At 70.9% G+C, this 22,750-nt stretch carries 21 protein-coding genes; 10 read left to right on the top strand and 11 right to left on the bottom strand.

Annotated elements, in window-relative coordinates; all coding sequences use genetic code 11:
* Positions 1-48 precede the first annotated feature (48 nt).
* Positions 49-522, top strand: coding sequence for a hypothetical protein (locus tag AW273_RS14400; protein ID WP_062348957.1), 474 nt, complete (start codon positions 49-51; stop codon positions 520-522).
* On the opposite strand, the gene AW273_RS14395 is transcribed toward AW273_RS14400, so the two are convergent.
* Genes AW273_RS14395 through AW273_RS14385 form a run of 3 tightly spaced genes read right to left on the bottom strand, consistent with a single transcriptional unit; the run spans position 449 to position 2,806 of the window.
* Positions 449-1,252 carry an ABC transporter ATP-binding protein gene (locus tag AW273_RS14395; protein ID WP_062348813.1) on the bottom strand — a complete coding sequence of 268 codons (804 nt, stop codon included), beginning with the start codon at positions 1,250-1,252 and terminating at the stop codon, positions 449-451. The genes AW273_RS14400 and AW273_RS14395 overlap by 74 nt on opposite strands.
* The gene (locus tag AW273_RS14390) at positions 1,252-2,031 is read right to left on the bottom strand and encodes an ABC transporter permease (RefSeq protein WP_062348812.1); all 780 of its coding nucleotides are present in this window, start codon (positions 2,029-2,031) and stop codon (positions 1,252-1,254) included. Before AW273_RS14390 ends, AW273_RS14395 begins: the two co-directional genes overlap by 1 nt.
* Positions 2,024-2,806: an ABC transporter permease gene (locus tag AW273_RS14385; protein ID WP_232327402.1), complete on the bottom strand. Its 783-nt coding sequence runs from the start codon at positions 2,804-2,806 to the stop codon at positions 2,024-2,026. The genes AW273_RS14390 and AW273_RS14385 overlap by 8 nt, the downstream gene beginning before the upstream one ends.
* Before the next feature lie 117 nt (positions 2,807-2,923).
* Here AW273_RS14385 and AW273_RS14380 point away from each other — a divergent pair, with 117 nt between their 5' ends.
* Positions 2,924-3,928, top strand: a complete 1,005-nt coding sequence (locus AW273_RS14380; RefSeq protein ID WP_062348811.1) for an alpha/beta hydrolase — start codon at positions 2,924-2,926, stop codon at positions 3,926-3,928.
* 161 nt (positions 3,929-4,089) lie between these two features.
* Positions 4,090-5,604, top strand: a complete 1,515-nt coding sequence (locus tag AW273_RS14375) for a serine/threonine-protein kinase (protein WP_083949762.1) — start codon at positions 4,090-4,092, stop codon at positions 5,602-5,604.
* Here AW273_RS14375 and AW273_RS14370 read toward each other — a convergent pair whose 3' ends face one another.
* Both AW273_RS14370 and aceA read right to left on the bottom strand, forming a co-directional pair.
* Positions 5,605-6,330 carry a S1 family peptidase gene (locus tag AW273_RS14370; protein WP_157555803.1) on the bottom strand — a complete coding sequence of 242 codons (726 nt, stop codon included), beginning with the start codon at positions 6,328-6,330 and terminating at the stop codon, positions 5,605-5,607.
* Between the two features lie 98 nt (positions 6,331-6,428).
* A complete protein-coding gene (gene aceA / locus AW273_RS14365; RefSeq protein WP_083949778.1) occupies positions 6,429-7,712 on the bottom strand; it encodes an isocitrate lyase in 1,284 nt (427 codons plus the stop codon).
* Between the two features lie 248 nt (positions 7,713-7,960).
* Here aceA and AW273_RS14360 point away from each other — a divergent pair, with 248 nt between their 5' ends.
* Genes AW273_RS14360 through AW273_RS14350 form a run of 3 tightly spaced genes read left to right on the top strand, consistent with a single transcriptional unit; the run spans position 7,961 to position 11,004 of the window.
* Positions 7,961-9,430, top strand: coding sequence for a helix-turn-helix domain-containing protein (locus AW273_RS14360; protein ID WP_062348808.1), 1,470 nt, complete (start codon positions 7,961-7,963; stop codon positions 9,428-9,430).
* A 55-nt stretch (positions 9,431-9,485) separates the two neighbouring features.
* Positions 9,486-10,400, top strand: a complete 915-nt coding sequence (locus AW273_RS14355) for a glucosyl-3-phosphoglycerate synthase (RefSeq protein WP_062348807.1) — start codon at positions 9,486-9,488, stop codon at positions 10,398-10,400.
* A gap of 4 nt (positions 10,401-10,404) precedes the next feature.
* On the top strand, positions 10,405-11,004 hold the full coding sequence (locus AW273_RS14350) for a Uma2 family endonuclease (RefSeq protein ID WP_062348806.1): 600 nt from the start codon (positions 10,405-10,407) through the stop codon (positions 11,002-11,004).
* Here the strand turns inward: AW273_RS14350 and AW273_RS14345 are convergent.
* Positions 10,976-11,995 (bottom strand): ion channel, encoded by a 1,020-nt coding sequence (locus AW273_RS14345; RefSeq protein ID WP_062348805.1) that lies wholly within the window; start codon positions 11,993-11,995, stop codon positions 10,976-10,978. The two genes, AW273_RS14350 and AW273_RS14345, sit on opposite strands and share 29 nt — an antisense overlap.
* Positions 11,996-12,130: 135 nt before the next feature.
* Entirely contained in the window at positions 12,131-14,704 is a 2,574-nt protein-coding gene (locus AW273_RS14340) for a discoidin domain-containing protein (protein ID WP_062348804.1), read from the bottom strand.
* 108 nt (positions 14,705-14,812) lie between these two features.
* Between AW273_RS14340 and AW273_RS14335 the strand changes: the two genes are divergently transcribed.
* Both AW273_RS14335 and AW273_RS14330 read left to right on the top strand, forming a co-directional pair.
* Positions 14,813-16,024 (top strand): acyl-CoA dehydrogenase family protein, encoded by a 1,212-nt coding sequence (locus AW273_RS14335; RefSeq protein WP_083949777.1) that lies wholly within the window; start codon positions 14,813-14,815, stop codon positions 16,022-16,024.
* 130 nt (positions 16,025-16,154) lie between these two features.
* Complete coding sequence (locus AW273_RS14330; protein WP_062348802.1) at positions 16,155-17,417, top strand: hypothetical protein; 1,263 nt, start codon at positions 16,155-16,157, stop codon at positions 17,415-17,417.
* Here the strand turns inward: AW273_RS14330 and AW273_RS14325 are convergent.
* A complete protein-coding gene (locus AW273_RS14325; RefSeq protein WP_439648631.1) occupies positions 17,410-17,778 on the bottom strand; it encodes a DNA-binding protein in 369 nt (122 codons plus the stop codon). The genes AW273_RS14330 and AW273_RS14325 overlap by 8 nt on opposite strands.
* 170 nt (positions 17,779-17,948) lie before the next feature.
* On the opposite strand from AW273_RS14325, the gene AW273_RS14320 reads away from it, so the two are divergent.
* A complete protein-coding gene (locus AW273_RS14320; protein ID WP_062348800.1) occupies positions 17,949-18,134 on the top strand; it encodes a hypothetical protein in 186 nt (61 codons plus the stop codon).
* A 3-nt stretch (positions 18,135-18,137) separates the two neighbouring features.
* Here AW273_RS14320 and AW273_RS14315 read toward each other — a convergent pair whose 3' ends face one another.
* From AW273_RS14315 to AW273_RS14305, 3 genes are read right to left on the bottom strand one after another with little or no spacing between them, the layout of a single operon-like run.
* Positions 18,138-18,953, bottom strand: a complete 816-nt coding sequence (locus tag AW273_RS14315) for a maleylpyruvate isomerase family mycothiol-dependent enzyme (RefSeq protein ID WP_062348799.1) — start codon at positions 18,951-18,953, stop codon at positions 18,138-18,140.
* A complete protein-coding gene (locus AW273_RS14310; RefSeq protein WP_062348798.1) occupies positions 18,950-20,512 on the bottom strand; it encodes a CocE/NonD family hydrolase in 1,563 nt (520 codons plus the stop codon). Before AW273_RS14310 ends, AW273_RS14315 begins: the two co-directional genes overlap by 4 nt.
* A gap of 30 nt (positions 20,513-20,542) precedes the next feature.
* Positions 20,543-22,021, bottom strand: a complete 1,479-nt coding sequence (locus tag AW273_RS14305; protein WP_062348797.1) for a carboxylesterase/lipase family protein — start codon at positions 22,019-22,021, stop codon at positions 20,543-20,545.
* Between the two features lie 290 nt (positions 22,022-22,311).
* On the opposite strand from AW273_RS14305, the gene AW273_RS14300 reads away from it, so the two are divergent.
* Positions 22,312-22,728, top strand: a complete 417-nt coding sequence (locus tag AW273_RS14300) for a cellulose binding domain-containing protein (protein WP_062348796.1) — start codon at positions 22,312-22,314, stop codon at positions 22,726-22,728.
* Positions 22,729-22,750 lie beyond the last annotated feature (22 nt).

The raw sequence follows: 22,750 nt of genomic DNA, 5'->3' as shown, positions 1-22,750 counted from the left end.
TCGCTAATGTGGCCGCGCCGGACCAAGAACGTTTTCGAGGTGGGTGACATGCGGCACTTCATGGGGCTGCTCGTCGGGATCGTCGTCGCCGCCGCTCTGCTGTTCGGAGGGGGCTGGGCCTCGCGGGAGTCGCTGCGGGGGTCCGTCGGAGACGTCGACCCCATCCGCGACAACCGGATGCTGATCGCGCTGGGCATCATGGCCGCCGTCGGCCTCCTCCTCGGGCTGGTGATCGCGGGCCGGATCTCGCCGATCGCCACGTTCGTGCCGTCGATGGTGCTGCTGGCCTGGACGGTCGTGTACGCCATCGACGTCTCCCGCGCCACGAGCCTGGCCCCCGTCGGCGCCACCGTCCAGAAGGAGATCGCCGAGGCCGGCCAGGGGATGCTGGCGCTGTTGTCGTCGGGCGTCTACGGCCTGGTGGGGATCGCCCTGTTCGTGCCGGTGCTCATGCCGTCACGGTGGGCGGGTCCGCATCGGGAGTACGACGAGGAGTACGAGGAGCAGCCGGAGTACTACTGAGGTAGAGGTGCGCCACCACGTCCTCGATCGACTCCTGCCCGGGGACCAGCGCGCGCAGCTCCGCCACGCTCCCGTCGAAGGCCAGCCGCCCGTGGTCGATCAGGAGCACCCGCCGGCAGAGCCGCTCGACGTCGCCCAGGTCGTGGGTGGTCAGCAGCACCGTCGTGCCGCGCTCGGCGTTGAGCCGGGCCAGGAACGACCGGACCTCGGCCTTGGCGACCACGTCGAGCCCGATCGTGGGCTCGTCGAGCACCAGCACCTCGGGGTCGTGCAGCAGGGCGGCGGTGATGTCGCCGCGCATGCGCTGGCCCAGGCTGAGCTGCCGGACGGGCGTCTTCAGGAACGGGCCCAGGTCCAGCACCTCGGTCAGCTCGGCCAGCCGCGTCCGGAACCGGTCACGATCTACTTTGTAAAGGAGTCGGACCAGTTCGAAGCTGTCGCGCAGCGGCAGATCCCACCACAACGTCGTCCGCTGCCCGAAGACCACCCCGATCCGCCGCGCCAGCGCCTTCCGCTGCCGCGCCGGGTCGAGCCCGGCCACCAGCGCCCGGCCGCGCGTGGGGGCCAGGATCCCGGTCAGCATCTTGATCGTCGTGGACTTCCCGGCGCCGTTCGGGCCCAGGCAGCCGACGAACTCCCCGGCCTCCACCCGGAAGGTCAGGTCGTGTACGGCCGCGACGACCACCCCGCGCACCTTGAAGTCGCGGCCCAGTGACATGGTCTCGATCATCAGTTCCCCGTCGATCGGTAACGTCGGAGGCCCGCCCGCCAGGCGAGGGCCGCCGCGGCGGACAGCAGCAGGGCGGCCGCCGGCGAGGCGAAGCGCAGCCAGTCGGCCAGCCCGAGGGGGTCGGGCCGCCCGAGCACGTAGAGGGCCGGCTGCCAGTTCACGAAGGCCAGCGGGACGACGTAGGTCACCCCTCGGACGAGCTGGTCGCCGTAGACCGACAGCGGATACTGCGTCAGCGTGACCCCGCCGTAGGTGAAGGCGTTGGCCAGCTCGGGGGCGTCGACCAGGACGAACTGGAGCGCCGCCCCGAGCGTGAACACCGCCGTGAAGATCACCACGCCGCAGACGATCATCACCGGCACCATCCAGGCCCGCGACCACGGCACCACCGGCAGCGACAGGCCCAGCACGATCGCCGCTTGGGCCAGCCGCCCGATCCGGTGGGCGCCGAAGCCGTCGGCGGCCATCTGGACGAAGGGCGAGACCGGCCGGATCAGCATCGTGTCGAAGGTGCCGGCCCTGATGTGCTGGCTGAGGCGTTCGATGTTGCCGAAGAGCATGTCGGCGAGGGCGAAGGAGAGGCCGCCGGTGCCGTACAGGAACATGACCTCGCGGAGCGAGAACCCGCCCAGGGTGGTGACGTGGGTGAAGACGATGCCGATGGCGACGGCGTCGAGGGCGTTGATCGCGAACGAGCTGACGATCGAGACGGCGAACGAGGCGCGGTACTGCGCGGAGGCGCGGGCCCACGTCCAGGCCAGCAGGAGGTAGTCACCCACCCTGCACCACCACCTTGCGCCGGGCCGCCGCGGTCAGCAGCGCGCCGAGGCCGAGCAGGGCGAGGGCCCAGAGAAGCTGGAACCCCAGGGTGCTCCACGCGGCTTCGGCGCCGAGCCACACGTCGGCGGGGACCTGCACCATCGCCGCGAACGGCGAGGACTCCGCGACCGTGCGCAGCCAGCCCGGGAACAGCCCGAGCGGGAGCACCATCCCGCTGAAGAACATGGTCAGCAGGGCCGAGAGGGTGTGCGTGCCCCGGTCGTCGGTGGTCCAGCACGCCGCCAGCGTGACGAGATAGCGCCAGCCGAAGCTGACCACGATCCCCAGCACGAACGACAGTACGAACCAGGGCGAGGCCGGACCGGCCAGGGTGAACATGACCGCCCCGGCGATCGCGGGCGGCAGGCTGCGCGCGATGGTCAGGTAGGCGGCCCTGCCGAGGTCCTCCGAGAGGCTCCAGAGCAGCAGGGGAGCGGGTCTGACCAGGTCGAACGCGATGTCGCCCGACCGGATGCGGTCACCGAACGACAGGCCCCGGCCGAACACCTGCATGGGCCCGATGAAGCCCTGGGTGAGGAAGCAGAAGGTCACCGCCTCGGTGAGGGTGTATCCGGCGAGGCCGGGCCGGGCCTGCCACAAGGCGATCAGGACGTAGGCCCGCAGAACGCCGAAAACCGTGTTGGTGAAGGCCCCGGCGAGGGCCGCGGCGAGGTAGGTGCTGTGACGGCGGAAGCCGTATTGGAACAGGCGCAGGTAGAGGACGAAGTCGGCCACCTCCCGGCGAGGATCGTAACCCGGGATTTGACCCCTGCCGATCTGCGTAACCCCTGTGTAACATCCAGGGTTACCTAACTAGGCATAAGGGAACGAATCGGACAAGGAGGGATCCGCATGAACGCTGACATCGACGTGGACGTTCGCCCGGAGCACCCTTTGAGCTGGCAGGCCATAGCGGCCAACTCGCTGTTGCGTGGCACCATGAAGCCCATATCGGCCGTCCTTCTCCGTACGACGACCAGCCTGGTCGTCGCCAACCGGATCATCGAGCTGGGCGGGCGCCTGCCCGGCCTGGTCCCGGCGACCGTCTCGATCGAACAGGAGTCGTTCGGCGCCTGCTCGGGGGAGTGGGTACGCGGGTCCGGCGACCCCGACTCCGATCTCCAGGAGCTCGATGAGAGCAAGGTCGTCCTCTACCTCCACGGGGGCGGCTATTTCATCTGCTCTCCAGTGACGCACCGGCCGATCACGTGGCGGTTGTCCGCCGTGACACGGCGGCCGGTGCTGGCGCTCGACTACCGGCAGGGACCCCAGCACAAACTGGCCGAGTCGCTCGCCGACGCCCTGGACGCCTATCGGGCCCTCCTCGACCGGGGCTTCGCCCCCGAGGGCATCGTGCTGGCAGGTGATTCAGCCGGCGGACATCTGGCCCTGGCCATGCTGCTCTCCCTGCGGGACAACGGGCTGCCGCTTCCGGCGGCGGCCATCTGTCTGTCTCCCTGGGCCGACCTCAGCGACGAGCGCAAGACCGCCAACCGCTGGGCCGACCCGCTGCTCCCCGCCGGGCGGGTCGAGTGGATGGCCCGCCGCTGGACCGAGGGCCTGGACAACCGCGACCCCCTCGTCTCCCCGGTCTTCGGCGACTACACGGGCCTGCCGCCGCTGATGATCGTCACCAGCACCACCGAGGTGCTCCGGGAGGACGCCCACCGGGTGGCCGAACGGGCGCGTGCGGACGGCGTTCCGGTGCGGTATGAAGAATGGCGGAAGATGCCCCACGTCTTCGCGCTCATGGCCGACATACTCCCCGAGGCCCGGCTCGTCTTCCCCAACATGGGCCGGTTCGTCGAGGCGGTCGAAGCCGCGGCCAAGGCGGCCGACGGCGAGGTGGCGGCCTAGCGGCGTGTGGCTGCTGATGCGGCTGTGACCAGGCGTTTGTTACCCCCAGGTCGTAGTGACCTAACCCGTTATGCCGCTTCTGCCTAGTAGCGGGCGCGGACCGTTCCATCCGGCCACAGTGTGCCTTGCGTACTTCTTTGGATCGGAGAGGTAACTTCCGGATGGCACGAGGCGGAACGGGCCCCCAGAACGGCATGCCGCCCGGCGTGCGGCCACTCACCGTGGGAGACCCGGTCATCATCGGCCGGTATCTGCTGCTCGGCCGCCTGGGCACCGGCGGCATGGGCGTGGTCTACCTCGCGGAACATCCCCAGGGCGGCCTGGTGGCGTTGAAGACCCCCCACCCGATGCACCTGTCCGACCCGACCCTGCGCGCCCGGTTCACCGAGGAGGTCGAGTTCTCCCGCCGCGTGGCGCCGTTCTGCACCGCCGCCGTGATCGAGGACGGCCACGACCGCGACCGCCCCTACCTGGTCACCGAGTACATCGCCGGGCCCGGCCTGTCGCAGGTCGTGGCCGCGCGCGGCCCGCTGACCCCCGACCTCGCCTACGGCGTCGCCCTCGGCACTGCCGCCGCCCTGGTGGCCACCCACGACGCCGGGCTGGTCCACCGCGACCTGAAGCCCGGCAACGTGCTGCTGTCGCCGAGCGGCCCGTTCGTGATCGACTTCGGCATCGCCCGCGACCTCGACACCCTGGCCGCCCACACCCAGGCCGGGCAGATCATGGGCAGCCCCGGCTGGGTGGCCCCCGAGCGGCTGACCGGCGGCCCGGCGATCCCCGCCTCCGACGTCTTCTCCTGGGGCTGCCTGGTCGCCTTCGCCTCGACCGGCTACCACCCGTTCGGCGCGGGCGAGCCCGAGGTCGTGATGCGCCGCATCCTGCTGGAGGAGCCCCGGATCGCGGCCGTGCCCAAGCTGCTCTGGGACACCGTGAACGCCGCCCTCCGCAAGGAGCCCGCCGAACGCCCCGACGCCGCCGAACTGCTGTCGGCCCTGCTGGCCGCCGGAGGCGTGGGCCTGCCGCCCGACCTGCGGGTGGCCGTGGCGGGGGTCATGGAGCAGATCTGGCAGCCGGTGCCCTACCCGCGCGGCGGCGAACGGAAGGCCGTGGCCGCGGCCCCCGTGACCGGCGTGCGCGGCCGCCGCCGCCGGACCGGCTCGGCCACCCAGCACGCCGGATACGCCGCCCTCGCGACGGTGACCATCGCGGCGATCACGGTCGTCGCGGCCACCGGCTCCCCGGCGGGCGGCGTGCAGACCGCCGAGCCGCCCCCGGCGGTGCCGATGATCGTGCTGCCCAACGAGGCCGCGGCCTCTCCGGAGGTGCTCGGCACGTCCCGGCCGCCCGCGCCGGGTGAGGTCCCGCCGGCGGGTCAGGAGGGCGCGGAGGTCACCGTGACCGCGACCCGCACGATCACCCCGTCGTGGCCGCCGGGCGAGGACCCGTGGAACACGTCGATCCCGTCACCGCCTCCCGCGGAGGGAGGCTGGACCCAGGGACCGCCGGACAACCCGGGGCCCACGGGCAACCCGACGCCGACCCGCCCGGTCCCGACGGGCGGGATCACGACGGAGCCCCAGTGGGGCGACGAGGAGTCCCCGCAGCCCTCGCCCTCGCCGTCTCCCAGCCCGTCGCCTTCACCGAGCCCGTCGCCGTCACCCTCGGGTGCGTGATCAGTCGCAGTCCCGGGTGGACACGGTCTCGGTGGCGGTCCGGCCCTTCTTCGCCGGGCGGCCGAGTTCCTTGGCGCTGAGCGCGTAACCGCTGATGGGGTTCTCGGTGTCGGCGGCGAAGACCATGCCGGCGACCGTTCCGGCGGACCCGAGCATCGGTGCTCCCGCGAGGCCCGGCTCGACCTTGGCCAGGATGACGAGCACCTCGCGCTCCACCTCGTGCTCGTTGTAGATGTCGTAGCTCACCGCCGGAGTGACACGATCGATCTTGCCCGGCCTCTCGGTGAAGTGCCCGCCCTTTCCGTAACCGGCGAAGGTGAACTCCTCTCCGTCGTCGGCGGGAGCGAACTCCAGCGGCCGCGCCGACAACCCCGGCACCCGTAGCACGGCGACGTCACGGTCGGGGTCGAAGACGACCACGGTGCCTTCGCGGCGCCTGCCGTCGGAGCCGGTCACCGTGATCGGGGCGGTGCTTCCCGCCACTGTGTGGGCGGTGGTCATGACCCGTTCGGGCGCGTAGGCGAAGCCCGTCCCCTCCGACCTCTTGTGGCATGCATCGGCTTGGGCGACGAGGTGCACCACGTTCGGCCACTGGGCCGCGCCGGAAGCGGCCACCGGAATCGACGCCTGTGGGGTCGCCAGGCGGGTGTCGGCCGAATCGGCGGCGCCCTGGGCGCAGCCCGTCGTGGCGAGGACGGCCAGGACCACTCCGAGCTTTGTGATCACCCGTCGGAGCCTAGCGCCCGGTGGTGCGACCCCGCCGCCGCTGATACGTCAGATCCTTCGAGGGTGACCTGCGGCGTCGCGGCGGCGGGGCCGGGCTTCTAGTGGAACTGGTCCTCCTCGGTCGAGCCACGGTAGGCGGTCGTCGAGGAGTCGGGTGAGATGGCGGTGCTGACCAGGTCGAAGTAGCCGGTGCCGACCTCGCGCTGGTGCTTGGTGGCGGTGTAGCCGCGTTTCTCGGCCGCGAACTCGGCCTCCTGGAGGCCGACGTAGGCCGTCATGCCCTCTTCGGCGTAGCCCCGGGCCAGGTCGAACATCGAGTAGTTGAGCGAGTGGAAGCCGGCCAGGGTGATGAACTGGAACTTGTATCCCATGTGGCCGAGCTCGCGCTGGAACTTGGCGATCGAGGAGTCGTCCAGGTGCTTGCGCCAGTTGAACGACGGCGAGCAGTTGTAGGCGAGCATCTGGTCGGGGTAGCGGTCCTTGATCGCCTCGGCGAACCGGCGGGCGACGTCGAGGTCGGGCGTGCCGGTCTCCATCCACAGCAGGTCGCTGTACGGCGCGTAGGCGAGCCCCCGCGCGATGCAGGGCTCGATCCCGTTGCGGACCCGGTAGAAGCCCTCGGCGGAGCGGTCGCCGGTGCAGAACTGCCGGTCGATCGGGTCGACGTCGCTGGTCAGCAGGGTCGCGGCCTGGGCGTCGGTCCGCGCGATGATCAGAGTGGAGACGCCGCAGACGTCGGCCGCGAGGCGGGCCGCGTTGAGGGTCTTGACGTGCTGGGAGGTCGGGATGAGGACCTTCCCGCCGAGGTGGCCGCACTTCTTCTCGGACGCGAGCTGGTCTTCCCAGTGCACGCCCGCCGCGCCGGCCGCGATCATGCCCTTCATGAGCTCGAAGGCGTTGAGCACGCCGCCGAATCCGGCTTCGGCGTCGGCGACGATGGGCGCCAGCCAGTGGGGCGCGTCCTCGACGCCCTCGGCCCAGGTGATCTGGTCGGCCCGCAGCAGCGCGTTGTTGACGCGCCGGACCACGGCGGGCACCGAGTTGGCCGGGTAGAGGCTCTGGTCGGGGTAGGTGTGGCCGCCGAGGTTGGCGTCGGCCGCGACCTGCCAGCCCGACAGGTAGATGGCCTTGAGGCCGGCCTTCACCTGCTGGACGGCCTGGTTGCCGGTGAGGGCGCCCAGGGCGTTGACGTAGTCCTCGGTGTGCAGGAGGTCCCACAGCCGCTTGGCGCCGAGGCGGGCCAGGGTGTACTGCTCCTGGACGGACCCGCGCAGCCGCACGACGTCGTCCGGGGTGTAGGTGCGGTCGATGCTGGACCACCGGGGATTGGTGTCCCAGTCATGTCGCAGCTCGGCGGCGGCTGACCTGAGGCGTTCCGACATCATCTTCTCGGTCACTCCCTTGTTGCGCTGGGCGGTCACCTGGGGTGCTTGGTTCGAGTTTGTGTTGATGTCAAGAGACCGAACAAGCCGATATGTCTAGAAATATGGCCAAATATTCGCAGGGCAGAAATTCGTTCCCAGGTTACGGTGAGAAGAAACATCGAATTTTCTTTATGGACTAGACCAATCAATGTGAGCTGAGTCACTCGCCCTGGAAGATGTCACGAAATTTCGCCTATCCTGAAGGAATGCCCTCCGTGCTCGGCGAAGAACAGCTGTCTTTGACGCAGGAGATCGACCTGCTCGCGTTCGGGCAGCGCCTCAAACACCTCCGCAGGCAGCGTGGCCTCACCCTCTCGGAGCTCGGTGAGCGGGTCGGCCGGGCGCCCAGCCAGCTCTCCCTGCTGGAGAACGGCAAGCGCGAGCCCAAGTTGTCGCTGCTGAAGTCGCTCGCCGCCGCGCTCGGCGTCCCGGTCGAGGAACTGCTGCGCCGGCAGGCCCCCAACCGCCGCGCCCAGCTGGAGATCGCCCTGGAGGAGGCCCAGCGCGACCCCCTCTACACCTCGCTCGGCCTCGGCAGGCTGAAGGTCTCCGCGCGGGTCCCCAACGACGTGCTGGAACACCTTCTCGGTCTGTACGACGAACTGAAGGCCCGCCAGGCCAAGGGCACCGCCACCCCCGAGGAGGCGCGGGCCGCCAACGCCGAGTTGCGGCAGAAGCAGAAAGAGGCCGGGAACTACTTCCAGGAGATCGAGAGCGCCGCCGCCGAGGCCCTGCTGTCGGTCGGCTACCGCACCGGCGCCCTGTCGCAGAGCACGATCCAGGCCCTGGTCGCCCACTACGGCTTCACCGTGCACACCGCCCCCGACCTGCCGCGTTCGGCCCGTTCGGTGACCGACCTGCGCAACCACCGCATCTACCTCAAGCGCGAGCAGCTCGGCATGCACACCCCGCGCACGATCCTGCTCCAGACCATCGGCCACATCGCCCTGGGCCACCACAAACCCCGCGACTTCGCCGACTTCCTCCGCCAGCGCGTCGAGGCCAACTACTTCGCCGCGGCCGTGCTGGTCCCCGAGGCCGCCGCCGCCCCCTACCTGCTGGAGGCCAAGCGCGACCGCGCGCTCTCCGTCGAGGACCTGCGGGACGTGTTCGCCGTCTCCTACGAGATGGCCGCCCACCGTTTCACCAACCTGGCCACCCACCACCTCGACCTGGTCTGCCACTTCGTCCGCAACGACGCCGGGGGGATCATCTACAAGGCGTACGAGAACGACGGCATCGTCTTCCCGGCCGACGAGCAGGGCGCGATCGAGGGCCAGCGGTTGTGCCAGCAGTGGTCGGGCCGCCAGGTGTTCCGCTCGCCCGACCGCTACTCGGTCTACCACCAGTACAGCGACGGCCCCACCGGCACCCACTTCTGCGTCGCCCACGTCGACCCGTCCCACGAGAAGGACTTCGCGATCACGCTCGGCGTGCCGTTCCGCGAGTCGCGCTGGTTCCGGGGCCGCGAGACCACCCGGCGGACCAGGTCGAACTGCCCGAACGGCGACTGCTGCCGCCGCCCGCCGGCCGAGCTGGCCCAGCGCTGGGAGGGGTACGCCTTCCCGTCGGCCCGCGCCAACTCCCACGTGCTGGCCGCGCTGCCACCCGGTTCGTTCCCGGGCGTCGACGAGGCCGACGTGTACGCGTTCCTCGAACGCCACGCCGCAGATTAGAACGGTCACGCCACCCCATAAGGTGTGTGCGTGACGTTCAGGGGGGAGTGGGGGCGTGCTGCCTGAGGTGCTGGCGTGGTCGGGCAGGCGATCGTCGTCGGCGTCCGACTGGCCCCTTCCGGCGCTGCTCGACGCCAAGGGACCCACGACGATCAGCGTCGTCCTCCCGGCCCGGAACGAGCGCGAGACCGTCGGCGAGATCGTCGGGGCCATCCGGCGTGATCTCCCCGGCCTGGTCGACGAGCTGGTGGTGATCGACTCCCGGTCGACCGACGACACCGCGGCCGTGGCCGCGCGGGCGGGCGCGACGGTGATCGCCCAGGACGAGATCCTGCCCGACCTCAAGCCGCTCGACGGCAAGGGCGAGGCGCTCTGGAAGTCCCTCGCCGTCACCCGCGGCGACCTGCTGGTCTTCATCGACTCCGATCTGCGCGAGTTCGAGACCTCGTTCGTCACGGGGCTGCTGGGGCCGCTGCTGACCGACCCGACGGTGGCGTACGTGAAGGGCTGCTACGACCGCCCGTTCGGCGCCGAGCAGACCGGCGGCGGCCGGGTGACCGAGCTGGTGGCCCGACCGCTGATCAATCTGCACTGGCCCGAGCTGGCCGGGTTCGTCCAGCCGCTCGCGGGCGAGTACGCCGGCCGCCGGACCGCCCTGGAGCGGGTGCCCTTCGTGACCGGCTACGGCGTGGAACTCGGCCTGCTGATCGACCTGCTCGGCCTGTGCGGCCTCGACGCGCTGGCGCAGGTCGACCTCGGCCGCCGCGTCCACTCCCACCAGTCGACCGAGGCCCTCGGCGGGATGGCCGCGCAGATCATGCAGACCGCCTGGTCGCGGCTGACCGGGGTGCCGCTCGGCAGCGGGCAGATGCGGCTCACCCAGTTCCGGCGGGGTCCGGAGAAGCACGAGGCGGTGGAGCACGATGTCTCCGTAGCGGAGAGACCTCCCATGGCGGGGGTTCTATCCTGAGACGGTGCCAGACGACTGGTTCCGCACGCTCAGTTCCCAGCCCCACCCGCTGACGGTGGAGGAGTACGCGCTGCTGCCCGACGACCTGCTGATCGAGGTCGTCGACGGTTATGTGGTGCACCGCCCGGCCAACGGCCGCGGGCACCAGATCGTGGCCCGGCGGCTCGCCGACCTCCTGGAGAAGCACGCCCGCGAGGCGATGGCCCGGGGCTACGGCTGCCTGACCGTCGCGAACGCGGCCGACGTCCGGCTCCGGGACGTGCCGCTGCACGTGCGGCGGCCCGACGTGGTGCTCTTCCGGTGCCTCGACGACGACCACGTGCTGCGCCCCGACGACGTCGTGCTGGCCGTGGAGATCGTCGAGACCGGGACCGAGACCACCGACACGTGCGGCAAACCCAGTGAGTACGGGCGGGCCGGGATTCTGTACTACTGGATCGTCCGGCTCGACCGGACGGGCGCCTCCGCCGTCGAGCGTTACCATCTCGACCAGGCGACCATGACGTACAAGCACATCGGCACCCTCATGCGCGACGAGGGCGGCTCGCCCGAGGTCGGCACCCCGATCCCGATGATCATCGACTGGCCGGAGCTCCAAGACTGACGGCGAGCCGGGCGGCGTCGAGCCGGGCCGAGCCCATGTAGTACAGGACCGTTCCCGCGCTCAGTTCGGTCCGCCACGGCGGGTTGACCAGCAGCCGCGCGCCGTCGCGGGCGGCCAGCAGGGTCGCGCCGTGGTGGCGGCCCAGCACCGTCTGGCAGTGCTCGACCGTCACCGGCCCGACCATGAGCGGGACCGAATAGGTGTCGGCGCCGCCATGGGTCATGAGCTGGGCGTAGATCTCGCTGATCCCGGGGTCCCTCAGCTCCTCGGTGATCATGTGCGGGGTGTGCCACTGCACGCAGCGGACCTTCTCGCCGACGTACCGGACCTGCCTGACCCGCGCGAGATCGCGCAGCGCCACCACCAGATGCGCGGTGGTGATCACGTGGTCGGCGGTCAGCGCGACGGCGAGGGCCTCGTTGTCGTCGCGGGCGTCGACCAGCACGCTGTGCGCTCTGTCGACACCCGCTCTGACCAGCGTCTTCTCGTCGGCCAGGTCGCCGCGGACGAACTCGACGTCCTTCTCGGGCATGGGATGGCTCTGGACCTCGTCCCAGGCGCAGACGACCACTCTCGTGCCGTCGGCGCACAGTTCGTCCACCATCGTCTCGGTGCGCCCCGGGCTGTAGCCCAGCAGCACGATGTGCCCGGACAGGCGCACAGTGATCGAGCCGTGCATGCGGCGTCCCCTCGTCCGTTCGATCCGGGTGGCGAGGCGGGTGAACAGCGTCGTCAGTGCGGCGATGCCGCCGACGATCACGTATACGCCCACGACATGGCCCGCCGGAGACTTGGGGAACAGGTCGCCATAGCCCACGGTCGAGGACGTCACCACGAACCACCACCAGAAGTTGCCCGGCGAGGTGATGTCGGCGCCCGGTTCGGCCAGCGTCATCAAGGGCCAGCTCGTCACGAACACCACGGCCAGCACGAGCACGGGCGTCCACCAGGTGCTGATCCGGGCCAGCAGCCGCGCGAGGAAGATCGGCATCTTAAACCCCATTCCGGTGCAGGTCACCTTATAGGCGACAAGCCGGAAAAGGTCCTCACGAATCGCACTCGCCCGCACATGGAGGGGCCGTGAGCCTCCCGGCGGCGCCCGGGAGACCCACGGCCCAGCTTTCAGTTAGGGATACGAGACCACCTTGGCGGGGATGGTCGCCGTGCCCTGGGCGGGTCCGCCCGTCGTGTTGATCACATGGTTGATGATCCCGTTGCCGCCCAGCGAGACCGCCAGCAGGCTGTGGAACCGCACCGTGGACCTGATCGGCACCTCGAAGACCCGGTCGACCTGGATGGTCGGGTCGACGTTGAAGTAGCAGTAGGAGCCCATGCCCCAGCCCTCGTGGACCTGGACGTTGTCGCCCACCTTGTAGGCGGCCCAGCCCTTGACCGAGCCGTTCATGTAGGCGGCCTGGTTCGGCGGGTCGTAGGCCTTCTCGTTCTGGAAGAAGATCGTCCGGCCGCGCTCGCCGTACCACTCGACGTCGTACTTGCGGTAGTGCTCGACGAACAGGCCGGTGGCCAGCACGTCGTCACCGTTCACGATCAGGCCGGTCTCGGCCGTGTTGACGTTCCAGCCGATGCCCTCGCCGTGGTCGCCGCGCCACAACCAGGTGTGGTCGATGATCACGTCGTCGCTGTTGACGATGACGCTGACCTCGGCGTTGCCGGCGAAGGCGCCGCCGATGCGGACGAACACGTCCGACAGAGTGGTGGGGTTGGCGCTGTGGTCGGCCGAGGAGCCGGGCGGGCCGACCTCGATGAGCACGGGCGACTTCTGCGGTCCGGCGTCGATCAGGAAGCCCGCGAGGCGGACGCCGTCCACGTCGGCGACCTTCATCGCCACAGACGCGTTCTCGGGGATGATCGTCGCCAGGCCGAGGCCCAGGACGACGGTGTTGGCCCGGTCGATGTTGATCGGGGCGCTGGTGCGGTAGATGCCCGGGGTCAGCAGCAGGTGCAGGCCCTGGGCGAGCGCCGCGTTGATGCGGGCGGCCGAGTCGCCGGGCTTGGCGACGTAGAACTGCGACAGCGGGAGCGAGGTGCCGGGGGTGGCGCCGTTCGCCCAGCTCTGGCCGCGCGCGTTGGTGCGGAGCGAGGGCACGAAGACGCGGTAGGCGCCGGAGCCGTCGACGTACAGGTACGGCTTCTCCCGCGAGAGCGGGGTGTTCTGCAGCGTGGTGTAGACGGGCTCGGGGAAACCGGTGGCCGGGGCACCGTTGACGCCCGAGAACACCATGTTCCACACGCCGTTCAGCCAGCCGCCGATCGTGGAGTCACGGGTGTACCACTGCTGCTGCGAGTAGGGGCCCACGGTCCCGTCGACGCGCGAGTCGGCGATGTAGCCGCCCGACGCCCAGCCGTAGCCGGTCGGCGCGAGGTTCAGGTTGCCCTTGATCCACATGCGGCGGAACGGCGCGGCCTGCGACACGGCCCACTGGTTGGTGCCGCCGGTCGGCTGGACCGACAGGTTCTCGGTGGAGCGCCAGAAGTTCTGCGTCGCGTTGCCGTTGAACCAGCCGGCGTCGACGGTGATGCCGCCGTTGATGGTGACGTCGCCGGGGTTCTGGCCGAGGCCGTAGATCGAGGTGTAGAACCCGACCTTCGCGTTGACGTTGTAGGTGCCCGGCTTGAACATGAACGCGTGCCGTCCGGTGCCGAACTGCGCCGACTCCTGCTGCGTGAACACCGAGTCGAGCTGGCTCTGGATGGTCGCGGCCGGGGTCGAGGGGTCGTAGACGTGGACGTTCGGGCCGAGGTCGCCGCCGCCCGTGATCGGGCCGCCCGGGTCGCCCGGGTCGACGGGCCCGCTGCCGGTGTAAACCGCGACCTCCCAGAGCGAGTAGCCGTAGCCGGTGCCCCGGGCCGTGCCGTTCACCCTGATGTAGCGGCCGTTGCCGGTCACCGTGTGGGACTGCACGCCGCCGGTCGCACCGGTCACCGACTTGAGTGTCGTCCAGGTGGTGCCGTTGGTCGACGACTGGAGCTGGAAGCTGGACGCGTACGCGGCCTCCCAGCGCAGGTCGATCTTGCAGATGTCCACGGCGGAGCCGAGGTCGACCTGCACCCACTGCGGGTCGGCCGCGAGACTGGACCAGCGGGTGCCGGTGTTGCCGTCGAACGCGGCCGAGGCCGGGAAGCCGGCGCCCTGGAGCGAGGAGGCGGTGGCGGGCTTGTTCAGCGCCGCGTTGGTGGTGCCACAGGTCCCGCCGGCGGCGTCCGGCCCGAAGACCTGGAACTCCCAGAGCGAGTAGCCCCACCCGGTGGCCCGGGTCACGCCCTGCATGCGGACATACCGATAGGTACCGCTCACAGTCAGGGTGTCGGTGCCGCCGTCACCTCCGGTGACGCTCTGCAGATCCGTCCAGGAGGTGCCGTCGGCCGAGCCCTGGATCTTGTACGCGCTCCCGTAGGCCCCCTCCCAGAGAAGGGTCACCTTGTTGATCGCCTGGGCCGAGCCGAGGTCGACCTGCAGCCACTGGTCGTTGGTGTAGAGGCTCGACCAGCGGGTGCCGGTGTTGCCGTCGACGGCCGCCGAGGCGGGCGTGCCGCCGCCTTCGACGGAGGATGACGTCGCCGTCTTGCCCTGCGACAGCAGGACGTCGGCGAAGGCGGGGCTCGCCGGTAAGGCGATCAGCGCGGCGGCCACGACCGCCGACGCGGTGCCCAAGGCGGCGAGCCTGGACAGACCTCTCATGCGTGTTCTCCACAGTGAAGGGGGGTGTGAAGGGTCTTTCTCAATGCCTTATTTCGATCCTTGATTTAACTTAACGGGAACATGAACGTCAAGGGGTAGCCTGTGGCGGTGACGACCTTCAACCCGGAATTGCCCGACGACGTCCGTGAGGTCCGCGAGTGGGTGCACGCGTTCGCCCGAGACGTCGTCCGCCCCGCCGGCGCCCTGTGGGACGACCGCGAGGAGACCCCGTGGCCGGTGCTCCAGGAGGCGGCCAAGATCGGCCTCTATTCGATGGACTTCTTCGCCACGCAGTGGTTCGAGAGCAGCGGCCTCGGGTTGCCGGTCGCCTTCGAGGAACTGTTCTGGGGCGACGCCGGCATCGGCCTGTCACTGACCGCGACGGGCCTGGCCGCCGCCGCGTTGTCGGCCAACGGGACCGACGAACAGGTGGGCACGTGGTTGCCGGTCATGTTCGGCACACCAGACGACGTGGCGGTGGGCGCCTTCTGCGCCTCGGAGCCCGACGCGGGCTCCGACGTGGGCGCCATCAGGACGCATGCCACCCGGTTGCCCTCCGGCGACTTCCGCCTGAACGGGACCAAGACCTGGGTGTCGAACGGCGGCATCGCCGCCGTCCACATCGTCGTGGCGACCGTCGACCCGTCGCTGGGCGCGCGCGGGCAGGTGACGTTCGTCGTCCCGCCCGGCACCCCGGGCTTCTCCCAGGGCCAGAAGTTCCGCAAGCACGGCATCCGGGCCTCCCACACCGCCGAGGTGGTCCTGGACGACGTGGTGCTGCCGGCCTCGTGCCTGCTGGGCGGGGTGGAGAAGATGGAGGAGCGGCTGGCGCGGGCGCGGTCCGGGCAGAAGTCGGGCGGGCAGGCCGCGCTGCGGACCTTCGAGGCGACCCGCCCCGTCGTGGCGTCGATGGCGGTGGGGATCGCGCGAGCGGCGTTCGAGTACGCGCGGGACTACGCGGGGGAGCGGCGGCAGTTCGGGCGGGCCATCGGCGAGAACCAGGCCATCGCCTTCCTGCTGGCCGACATGGCGACCCGGATCGAGGTGGCGCGGCTGCTGACATGGAAGGCGGCCTGGATGGGGCGTCAGGGGGCCGGGTTCTCCCAGGCCGAGGGGTCGATGTCGAAGCTGGTGGCGGGGGAGACGGCGGTGTGGGTGACGGAGCAGGCGATCCAGGTGCTGGGCGGGGCGGGCTACACGCGCGACCACCCGGTGGAGCGCTTCCACCGCGACGCGAAGATCTTCACCATCTTCGAGGGCACGTCGGAGATCCAGCGACTGATCATCTCCCGGGCGGTCACCGGCCTGGCGGTCCGCTGACGCGGTCGAGGATGGGGTGCGGCAGTCGCCTGGTGAGGGCTGGGCGCTGACCATCCGCAGCGACGGGCAGTCCGGCTGATGCGTCACTGAACGGGTCGAATGGCCGCTGCCGGAGCTGCGACCATCTCGTATGCAGATCAGCGTGTACGACCTGTTCGACGGCGCCGTCCCGGAGAGCCGGCTCTGGGAGCTGACCCCCGGCACGTGGATCGCCTTGGACGAGTCGATCCGCTCCGGCCACTACCTCCAGGCGCCGCGGGACGTCACGCTGATGCGGCGGCCGGTCCACGTGCTGCTGATGGCGTGCAGCAGCCGGGGAGAGTTCCGGGAGCGGGCGATCCCGCAGCTCGCGCGCCACCCGGTGTTGTGGCCGCTGCTCGTCATCCGGGCCCTCGACTGGGCCGGGCCGGTGCGCGAGTACGCCCGGCACATCCTCGTCAACGTCGCGACGCGGCCCGAGGCGGCGCGGCTCATGATCCCGACCGCCATGCGGCTGCGCGGCAGGATCGGCGGGCCGGGCCTGCTCGACCTGCTCCGCCCGGTGATCGCCCTCGACGCGCACGCCGACTTCGACGGGCCGACGATGCGTCTCGTCGTCGAGGAACTGATCCGGCGGGACGACGTCGAGGCCGTGCGCGGTCTGCACGAGCGGATGACCGCGCCGGGTGCGCTGCTCCGTGCGGCGATGTACCTGATCGAGCGGAGCGACCCGGAGCCGTTCCTCCGGTCGCCGTTCGCCCAGGTCAGAGCCCGTGCGCTGGTCTTGGCTCCGCATCGGGGCGGCGAGTTCCTCGGCGACCGCTCGAAGGTCGTTCGTCTGACGGCCCAGGGACTCGTCAGGCGGGCGGGGGGCGACCCCGCGCCCTGGTATCGCGCCGGTCTGGGGAGTGCCGTCTCGCTCCTGGGGCTGGGGGAGAGCGGCGGGCCCGCCGACGCCGATCGGGTCGTCCCGTTCCTGCGGGATACGCGGGCGCGGGTACGGGCCGCCGCGGTCACCGCCCTGCGGGTGTGGGGACGGCATGACGACGTGGCCCCGCTGGTCCGCGACCCGTCGGCGCGGGTGGTTCGGGAGGTGGCCAAGAGCCTGCGGGACGCCGGGGCCGCGCCGGATTTCGGGCTGCTCGATCGGGCCAATCCGCCGCACGTGCGGCGGGCCGGGCATCGCCTGCTGGTCGCCGCCGATCCGTGGACGCGGCTGAAGGCAGACCTGCTGCTGCTCGACGACCCCGACCTGGCGGCCGTCGCGTCGACGGACCTGCGGGTGTGGTGTGACCGGGTGCCGGTCGCGCTCCACCGGTCGTGCCCCGACGAGGCCTTGCGGGAGGAACTGGCCGGGCTCCTCCCGAAGGCGCCGGAGAAGTTGCGGGCGCGGGTGGAATGGGTGCTCAGGTAGCGACGCGGCCGGCCAGGCGTTCGTAGCGCTGTTTGGCTGCCTGGGGCGAGCCGAGGCCCAGGGCGTTCGCGATCTCCTGCCACGTCAGCCCGCGCCCCCGGGCGATCAGCAGCAGGCTCGCCTCCAGTTGGTCGATCTCGCCTCTGACCAGGGGCATCAGCGTCAGGGCCGCGGTCAGGTCGGAGGCGTCGACCTCCGGTTCGCCGGGGTCGGGGGCGGCGGAGCCGGCGGCCAGCATGGTGACGAGGCGGACCGCCTCGTGGGCGCCGAGCACCGTCGGGTGGACCTGGCGGGAGCGCTGGGTCTCGGTCGTGGCGTGGCGGGTGGCGATGTGGGTCAGTGATGCGTACACGCCCGCCATCATGGCGCTTTCAACGAAATGTTGTCAACAGAATGTTGAAAGGATCGGCATCGAGCCGTTATCCGGCCCGGGGGTGCATGATCCTCTGAGCCCGTGTCACAACATCCCGGCCGTCTGACCGCCCGGCCCCCTTCACGTGTACGACCCGGTGTGCCGGGCACGGGTCACCCATGGTCGAAAACCGTGGCATAGACGGCGAGAGCCAGATCGTCGCCCAACGGTCGGGCGCCGAGACCGAGACCCCCGACCACCCCGTCCCCCGCGACCCTGAGCCGCTGGAGGAGGCCGACGACGTGGTGGACTTCGAAGAATCCGACATGCCCGAACCCGATCCCGACGTCGGCCCCGCCTCCTGACCGTCAGGCCACCACGGCCAGCAGTGTGGTGGCCGCCCGCGTCAGCTCCGGGTCGCCGCTCACCACGGCCCTCCGGCGGCCCTCCTCGACGGTGATCCCCCTGCCGCCCAGCCGCCAGAACGTGTCGAAGTCCATGGCCACCTCGGCGGCCGGATCCCCGGCGCCCATACGCCACCGGCCCGCCCGCCACACCGCCGACCACTCGCGCCCGTCCACCTTCAGCACGACGGACGTGCCCTCGTCGCGTGCCAGGCCCCGCAGCGCGAACGGCAGCGCCCGCGCGAACGTGTCGGCGACCGGACCGGCGAGGTCGTCGCCGAGCGCACCCGGGCGGGACACCGCGTCACGGATCTGCTGCTGGTGCACCCAGCACTCGGTGTACTCCCGCGCCACGTCGAGCCACGCCGGGCTCGGCACGTCGGTCGCCGCCCACGAGACGTCCAGGTCGGCGGGGCCGTCGAGGTCCGTGGCCCCCCAGTACGCGTCCAGTTGGACGCCCAGATGCCGGATCTGGTCGAGCAGGACCGCCGGGGAGAAGGCCCGCGCCGCCCGCACGAACTCGTCGTTGACCCGCGCGAGGAACACGGGCAGCGTCTCGCCGTCGCGGAAGCCGTCGCCCCGATGCCCGTCACGGCTGCCGGACAACCGCCGGGCGTAGTCGTGGAGGAGGTGGGCGGCGACGTCGTGGACGTCCCAGCCGGGGCAGACGGTCGGCCGGGTCCAGTCGTCCGGCGAGAGCCCGTCGAGCACCTCCAGCAGGGCCCGCCGCTCGGCGGGAAAGAGGCGGCGCACGTCGATCGGGTCCCCGAAGATCGTCATCTTTCCAGCGTAGGACCGGCGGCCCGGACCGGCAGGACGAGGGCCGACGGACGGCCCGGGTCGTGGAACACCTCCTGGTCGGCGACGCGCAGCGTGGTGGCGGTGGCGCGCGGTTCGCCGGTGCCGGGGTTGCGGTTGTAGCGGGGGAACGCCCCGCTGGAGACCTGGACGCGGATGCGGTGGCCCGGCCCGAACACGTGGGCGGTCGGCCAGAGGCGCACGTCGACGGCCGTGACCTCGTCGGCCCCTGCGACGCCGGTCAGGCCGTCGCACACGTTGGTCGAACGGCCGTCGGGACCGACGTCGCACAGCCGGACGAACACGTCGGCGTGCGGCAGGCTGGAGCGGAAGAAGACCTCGGCCCGCACCTCGCCGACGACCTCGACGGCCTCCTCCAGCGGGGGCGTGGTGAAGGTGAGGACGTCGGCCCGGCTTTCGAGGGCGGTGTTGTCGACGGGGCCCGCCGCCACGCCGAAGGCCATCCGGACGCCGCCCACGGCGGGGGTGGGGTCGGCGGGGTCGTAGCGGAAGCGGCTCGGCTCCGACTCGTCCGGCGTGCCGGTCGCGAGCACGCCGCCGGGGTGGAGGTGGAAGCGCCGGGCCGGGTAGCCGGGCGGCGGCCACGACGGGAAGTCGCGCCACTTCTCCTCGCCCATGACGTACAGGCGGACCGGCGCGCGCTCCGCCGGCGTCCCGCCCCGGGCCAGCGGCAGGGCGAACTCCAGGGCCTCGGCGACCTGGGCGTCCATGACCCCGGGGGAGACGTGGGTCCACGGGCCGACCGTGAGGCGCGCGTCCGGCGACGCCTGGAAGTCGCGGAGCTGGCCGGGGAGGAAGATGTCGAACCAGCCGCCGACCAGGCTCACCGGCACCCGGACGCCGCCCACCCGGTGCCGGTGGTCGGCTTCCCGCCAGAACGGGCTGCCGGTGTCGTGCCGCAGGATGTCCTGGATGTAGTCGCTGCGCCGCCCCAGCGCGGCGGTGTCGGCGCGGTTCAGGGGCAGGGTGCGCAGGGCCCGCTGGAGTCGTCGGCCGCCGAGCAGCATCCGCAGCAGGAAGAACGGCCGTTCCTGTACGCCGACCATGACGCCCCACGAGAACGGCGTCTCCAGCGAGAACCCGTCGGCCCGCAGGAACTCCAGGGTGAGCGCCGATTCGGAAACCCCCGGCACGAGTGCCTTGACCTGCGGCGGCAGCGCGTCGGCCACGGCCCACTGGGCGAATCCGAGGTAACTCATGCCGTACAGGACCATCGCCTCGCCGAACCACGGTTGCGCGGTGACCCACTCGACCGTGTCGAGGCCGTCGTCGCGCTCGCGCCGCAGGGGGTCGAACCCGCCGCCCGACCCGAACGTTCCGCGCGTGCTCTGCACCACCGCCTGGAAACCGCCCTCGACCAGCGGCCCGACGATCTGCCGGACGGCCCGCCGCCGGCCGTAGGGCGTGCGCACCAGCACGACCGGCAGCCCGTCGCCGTCCGGCGGCGACCACCGGTCGGCCAGCAGGACGGTCCCGTCGCGCATCGGCACGCGCAGGTCACGCTCGACTCTGAGCTTCATCGGGCACCCCCGTGTTCTTCGAAGTCTGTCCTAGAGGAGCGGCAGTGCCGAGAAGGCGTGGTCTTTCCAGAGCAGCCGCGAGGTCTCCTCCGGGTAGGGGGCGACCGTCGAGGGGGTGTCGAAGATCCGGGTGAGGCGTTCGCCGGTCGTGTAGGCGGGCCAGCCCGGGTCGCCGTGCGCGGCGAAGGCCGTCCACGATCCTCTCATCCGCCCGGACAACTCCGCCGCCTCCGGTGACGGTTCGCCGACCAGCACGGCGGTCTGGCCGCCGGTCAGGTTGCCGAAGACGAGCGGCACGTCGAGGCCGTGACACGCGCCGAAGTTCGGGGCGGGCCAGGTCAGCTCGAACAGATGCGCCCGGCCACCACCCGCGACCTGCGCCTCGGCCAGACGGACACTCGGCATCCGGAACAACCAGTCGGCGTTGACCAGCTCGTAGACCTCCTCGTCGGACGCCGCCGGGAACGCCTCGCGGTAGGACCCCGGCGCGAGCACGCGCAGGGCGGCCTCGGCCCGCTCGTGGGTGACCTGGCCGAGCGTGCCGTCGATCAGGCTGAACAGCCGGTGCTCGTCACGGGTGTGGCCGACGACCAGCGCGACGTCCCGGGCCGCACCGCTCTGGAGCGCCTGCCATGGCGTGACGGGCAGGACGTCGCCGTCGACGACCGGCGCGAACGGGATCGGCCGATGGGTGATCACGCCCCACCGCTCCCGCCACGCGGCCATCTTGGCGAACACCGCGTCGCCGACCTCGGGCATCAGGCCGGGAGGCACCTCCGACATCCCGGCGACCGTGGGTTCGACCCCCGCCTCGGCGGCGAACGCGGCGGCGATGTCGGCGGCGAGCTCGGGGGAGAAGAACGTCCCGGGGACGCTCTGCGCGATCGCCCGGTGGAAGAGGCCGGCGGCTCCGGGCATGGCGAGGAGCGCGGCGACCGAACCGCCGCCCGCCGACTGGCCGAAGACCGTGACCCGGCCGGGGTCGCCGCCGAAGACCCGGATGTCGTCCCGGACCCATTCCAGGGCGGCGACCTGGTCGAGCAGCCCTCGGTTGGCCGGAGCTCCGTCGATGTGCGCGAAGCCCTCGATGCCGTGACGGTAGTTGATCGTGACGACGACCGTTCCGGTTGAGGCGATGTGCCCGGCGTCGTATTCGGGCAGGCCGGAGTGGCCCATGGCGTAACCCCCGCCGGGGATCCAGACCATGACCGGGAGCGCCGCGCCGGGGTCGGGGGTCCAGACGTTGAGCGTCAGCCAGTCGTCGCCCGCCTTCCCCGACGCCCCGAGCACGCCGGACTGGGGCGGCGGCGGGCCGTGTTCGAGAGCGGGCCGGACCCCGTCCCAGCTCCGCGCGGGCCGCGGCGCCCGGAACCGCAGAGCTCCGACGGGCGGTTCGGCGAACGGGACACCGCGGAACACGGCCAGGCCCGCCTCCCTGGTGCCCCGCAGCACACCGGCGGCGGTGCGGACTTCGGGTTCGGTCGTGGACGGAGTGCTGGAAGCGGCCATGTCGCGGGTTCCTCTCACGATTGCTCGGCCCGGCCGACACTTCCATCGGGCGGGGAACCCGGGCAATTCATTTAGGGCCACTACGGGCGTTCTCGGCGGCGGTGTCGAGATGCGCAGGTCACGCCCGATCCCGGGGATTCGCCACGTCAATTCACGCATTCCGGTGTTCGCGAAAATCCGGAATAAACTGTAACTTTCATTGACAATTGACGGTGGTCTAAGCCGATCGTAACGTTCGGTCATCGCCGTGCGCGTTTTTGGAAATGCGCGCTTCCTGACAGGAGAGGCCCATGACAGAACGACGTGCCCGTCGGCGCCTGACCGCGTTTCTGCTGGCCGCCCTATTCGGCGCGCTCGCCTTCGTGACTCCCGCCCATGCCGCCACCACCTGCGCGCTGACGTTCACGGCGAACTGGCGAGGCATGGTCGGCACGCAGCACCTGTGGCAGGTCGACGCGAAGTTCGGTAACACCGGAACGGTCGCGTCGACCAACTGGGACGCGATCATCGGCTTCGCCTATTCCCAGGGCGCGGTCGTCCAGCGCTACTGGAACATCACGAGGCCGTCGACCTATCAGTGGAGCCCCGCGGCGTGGAACAAAATCATCCCCGCGGGCCAGAGTGCGTACTTCGGGTTCGAAATCCTGGTGCCCAATGCGACGCTGTCGCCGTTGCCCACCGCCGTCGGGTGCTCCATCACCTATTAGTTTCGCCGCGCTTTCCGCCAGG

The sequence above is a fragment of the Herbidospora yilanensis genome, assembly GCF_001570565.1.
GTDB lineage: Bacteria > Actinomycetota > Actinomycetes > Streptosporangiales > Streptosporangiaceae > Herbidospora > Herbidospora yilanensis.
This window is presented reverse-complemented; position numbering and strand designations above follow the sequence as displayed.

Coding starts and splice junctions, on each gene's coding strand:
- AW273_RS14300 (WP_062348796.1), top strand. CDS start 22,312: ATGACAGAACGACGTGCCCGTCGGCGCCTGACCGCGTTTCTGCTGGCC.
- AW273_RS14360 (WP_062348808.1), top strand. CDS start 7,961: ATGCCCTCCGTGCTCGGCGAAGAACAGCTGTCTTTGACGCAGGAGATC.
- AW273_RS14400 (WP_062348957.1), top strand. CDS start 49: ATGCGGCACTTCATGGGGCTGCTCGTCGGGATCGTCGTCGCCGCCGCT.
- AW273_RS14340 (WP_062348804.1), bottom strand. CDS start 14,704: ATGAGAGGTCTGTCCAGGCTCGCCGCCTTGGGCACCGCGTCGGCGGTC.
- AW273_RS14305 (WP_062348797.1), bottom strand. CDS start 22,021: ATGGCCGCTTCCAGCACTCCGTCCACGACCGAACCCGAAGTCCGCACC.
- AW273_RS14380 (WP_062348811.1), top strand. CDS start 2,924: ATGAACGCTGACATCGACGTGGACGTTCGCCCGGAGCACCCTTTGAGC.
- AW273_RS14345 (WP_062348805.1), bottom strand. CDS start 11,995: ATGCCGATCTTCCTCGCGCGGCTGCTGGCCCGGATCAGCACCTGGTGG.
- AW273_RS14395 (WP_062348813.1), bottom strand. CDS start 1,252: ATGATCGAGACCATGTCACTGGGCCGCGACTTCAAGGTGCGCGGGGTG.
- AW273_RS14330 (WP_062348802.1), top strand. CDS start 16,155: ATGCAGATCAGCGTGTACGACCTGTTCGACGGCGCCGTCCCGGAGAGC.
- AW273_RS14315 (WP_062348799.1), bottom strand. CDS start 18,953: ATGACGATCTTCGGGGACCCGATCGACGTGCGCCGCCTCTTTCCCGCC.
- AW273_RS14310 (WP_062348798.1), bottom strand. CDS start 20,512: ATGAAGCTCAGAGTCGAGCGTGACCTGCGCGTGCCGATGCGCGACGGG.
- AW273_RS14375 (WP_083949762.1), top strand. CDS start 4,090: ATGGCACGAGGCGGAACGGGCCCCCAGAACGGCATGCCGCCCGGCGTG.
- AW273_RS14320 (WP_062348800.1), top strand. CDS start 17,949: ATGGTCGAAAACCGTGGCATAGACGGCGAGAGCCAGATCGTCGCCCAA.
- AW273_RS14325 (WP_439648631.1), bottom strand. CDS start 17,778: ATGGCGGGCGTGTACGCATCACTGACCCACATCGCCACCCGCCACGCC.
- aceA (WP_083949778.1), bottom strand. CDS start 7,712: ATGTCGGAACGCCTCAGGTCAGCCGCCGCCGAGCTGCGACATGACTGG.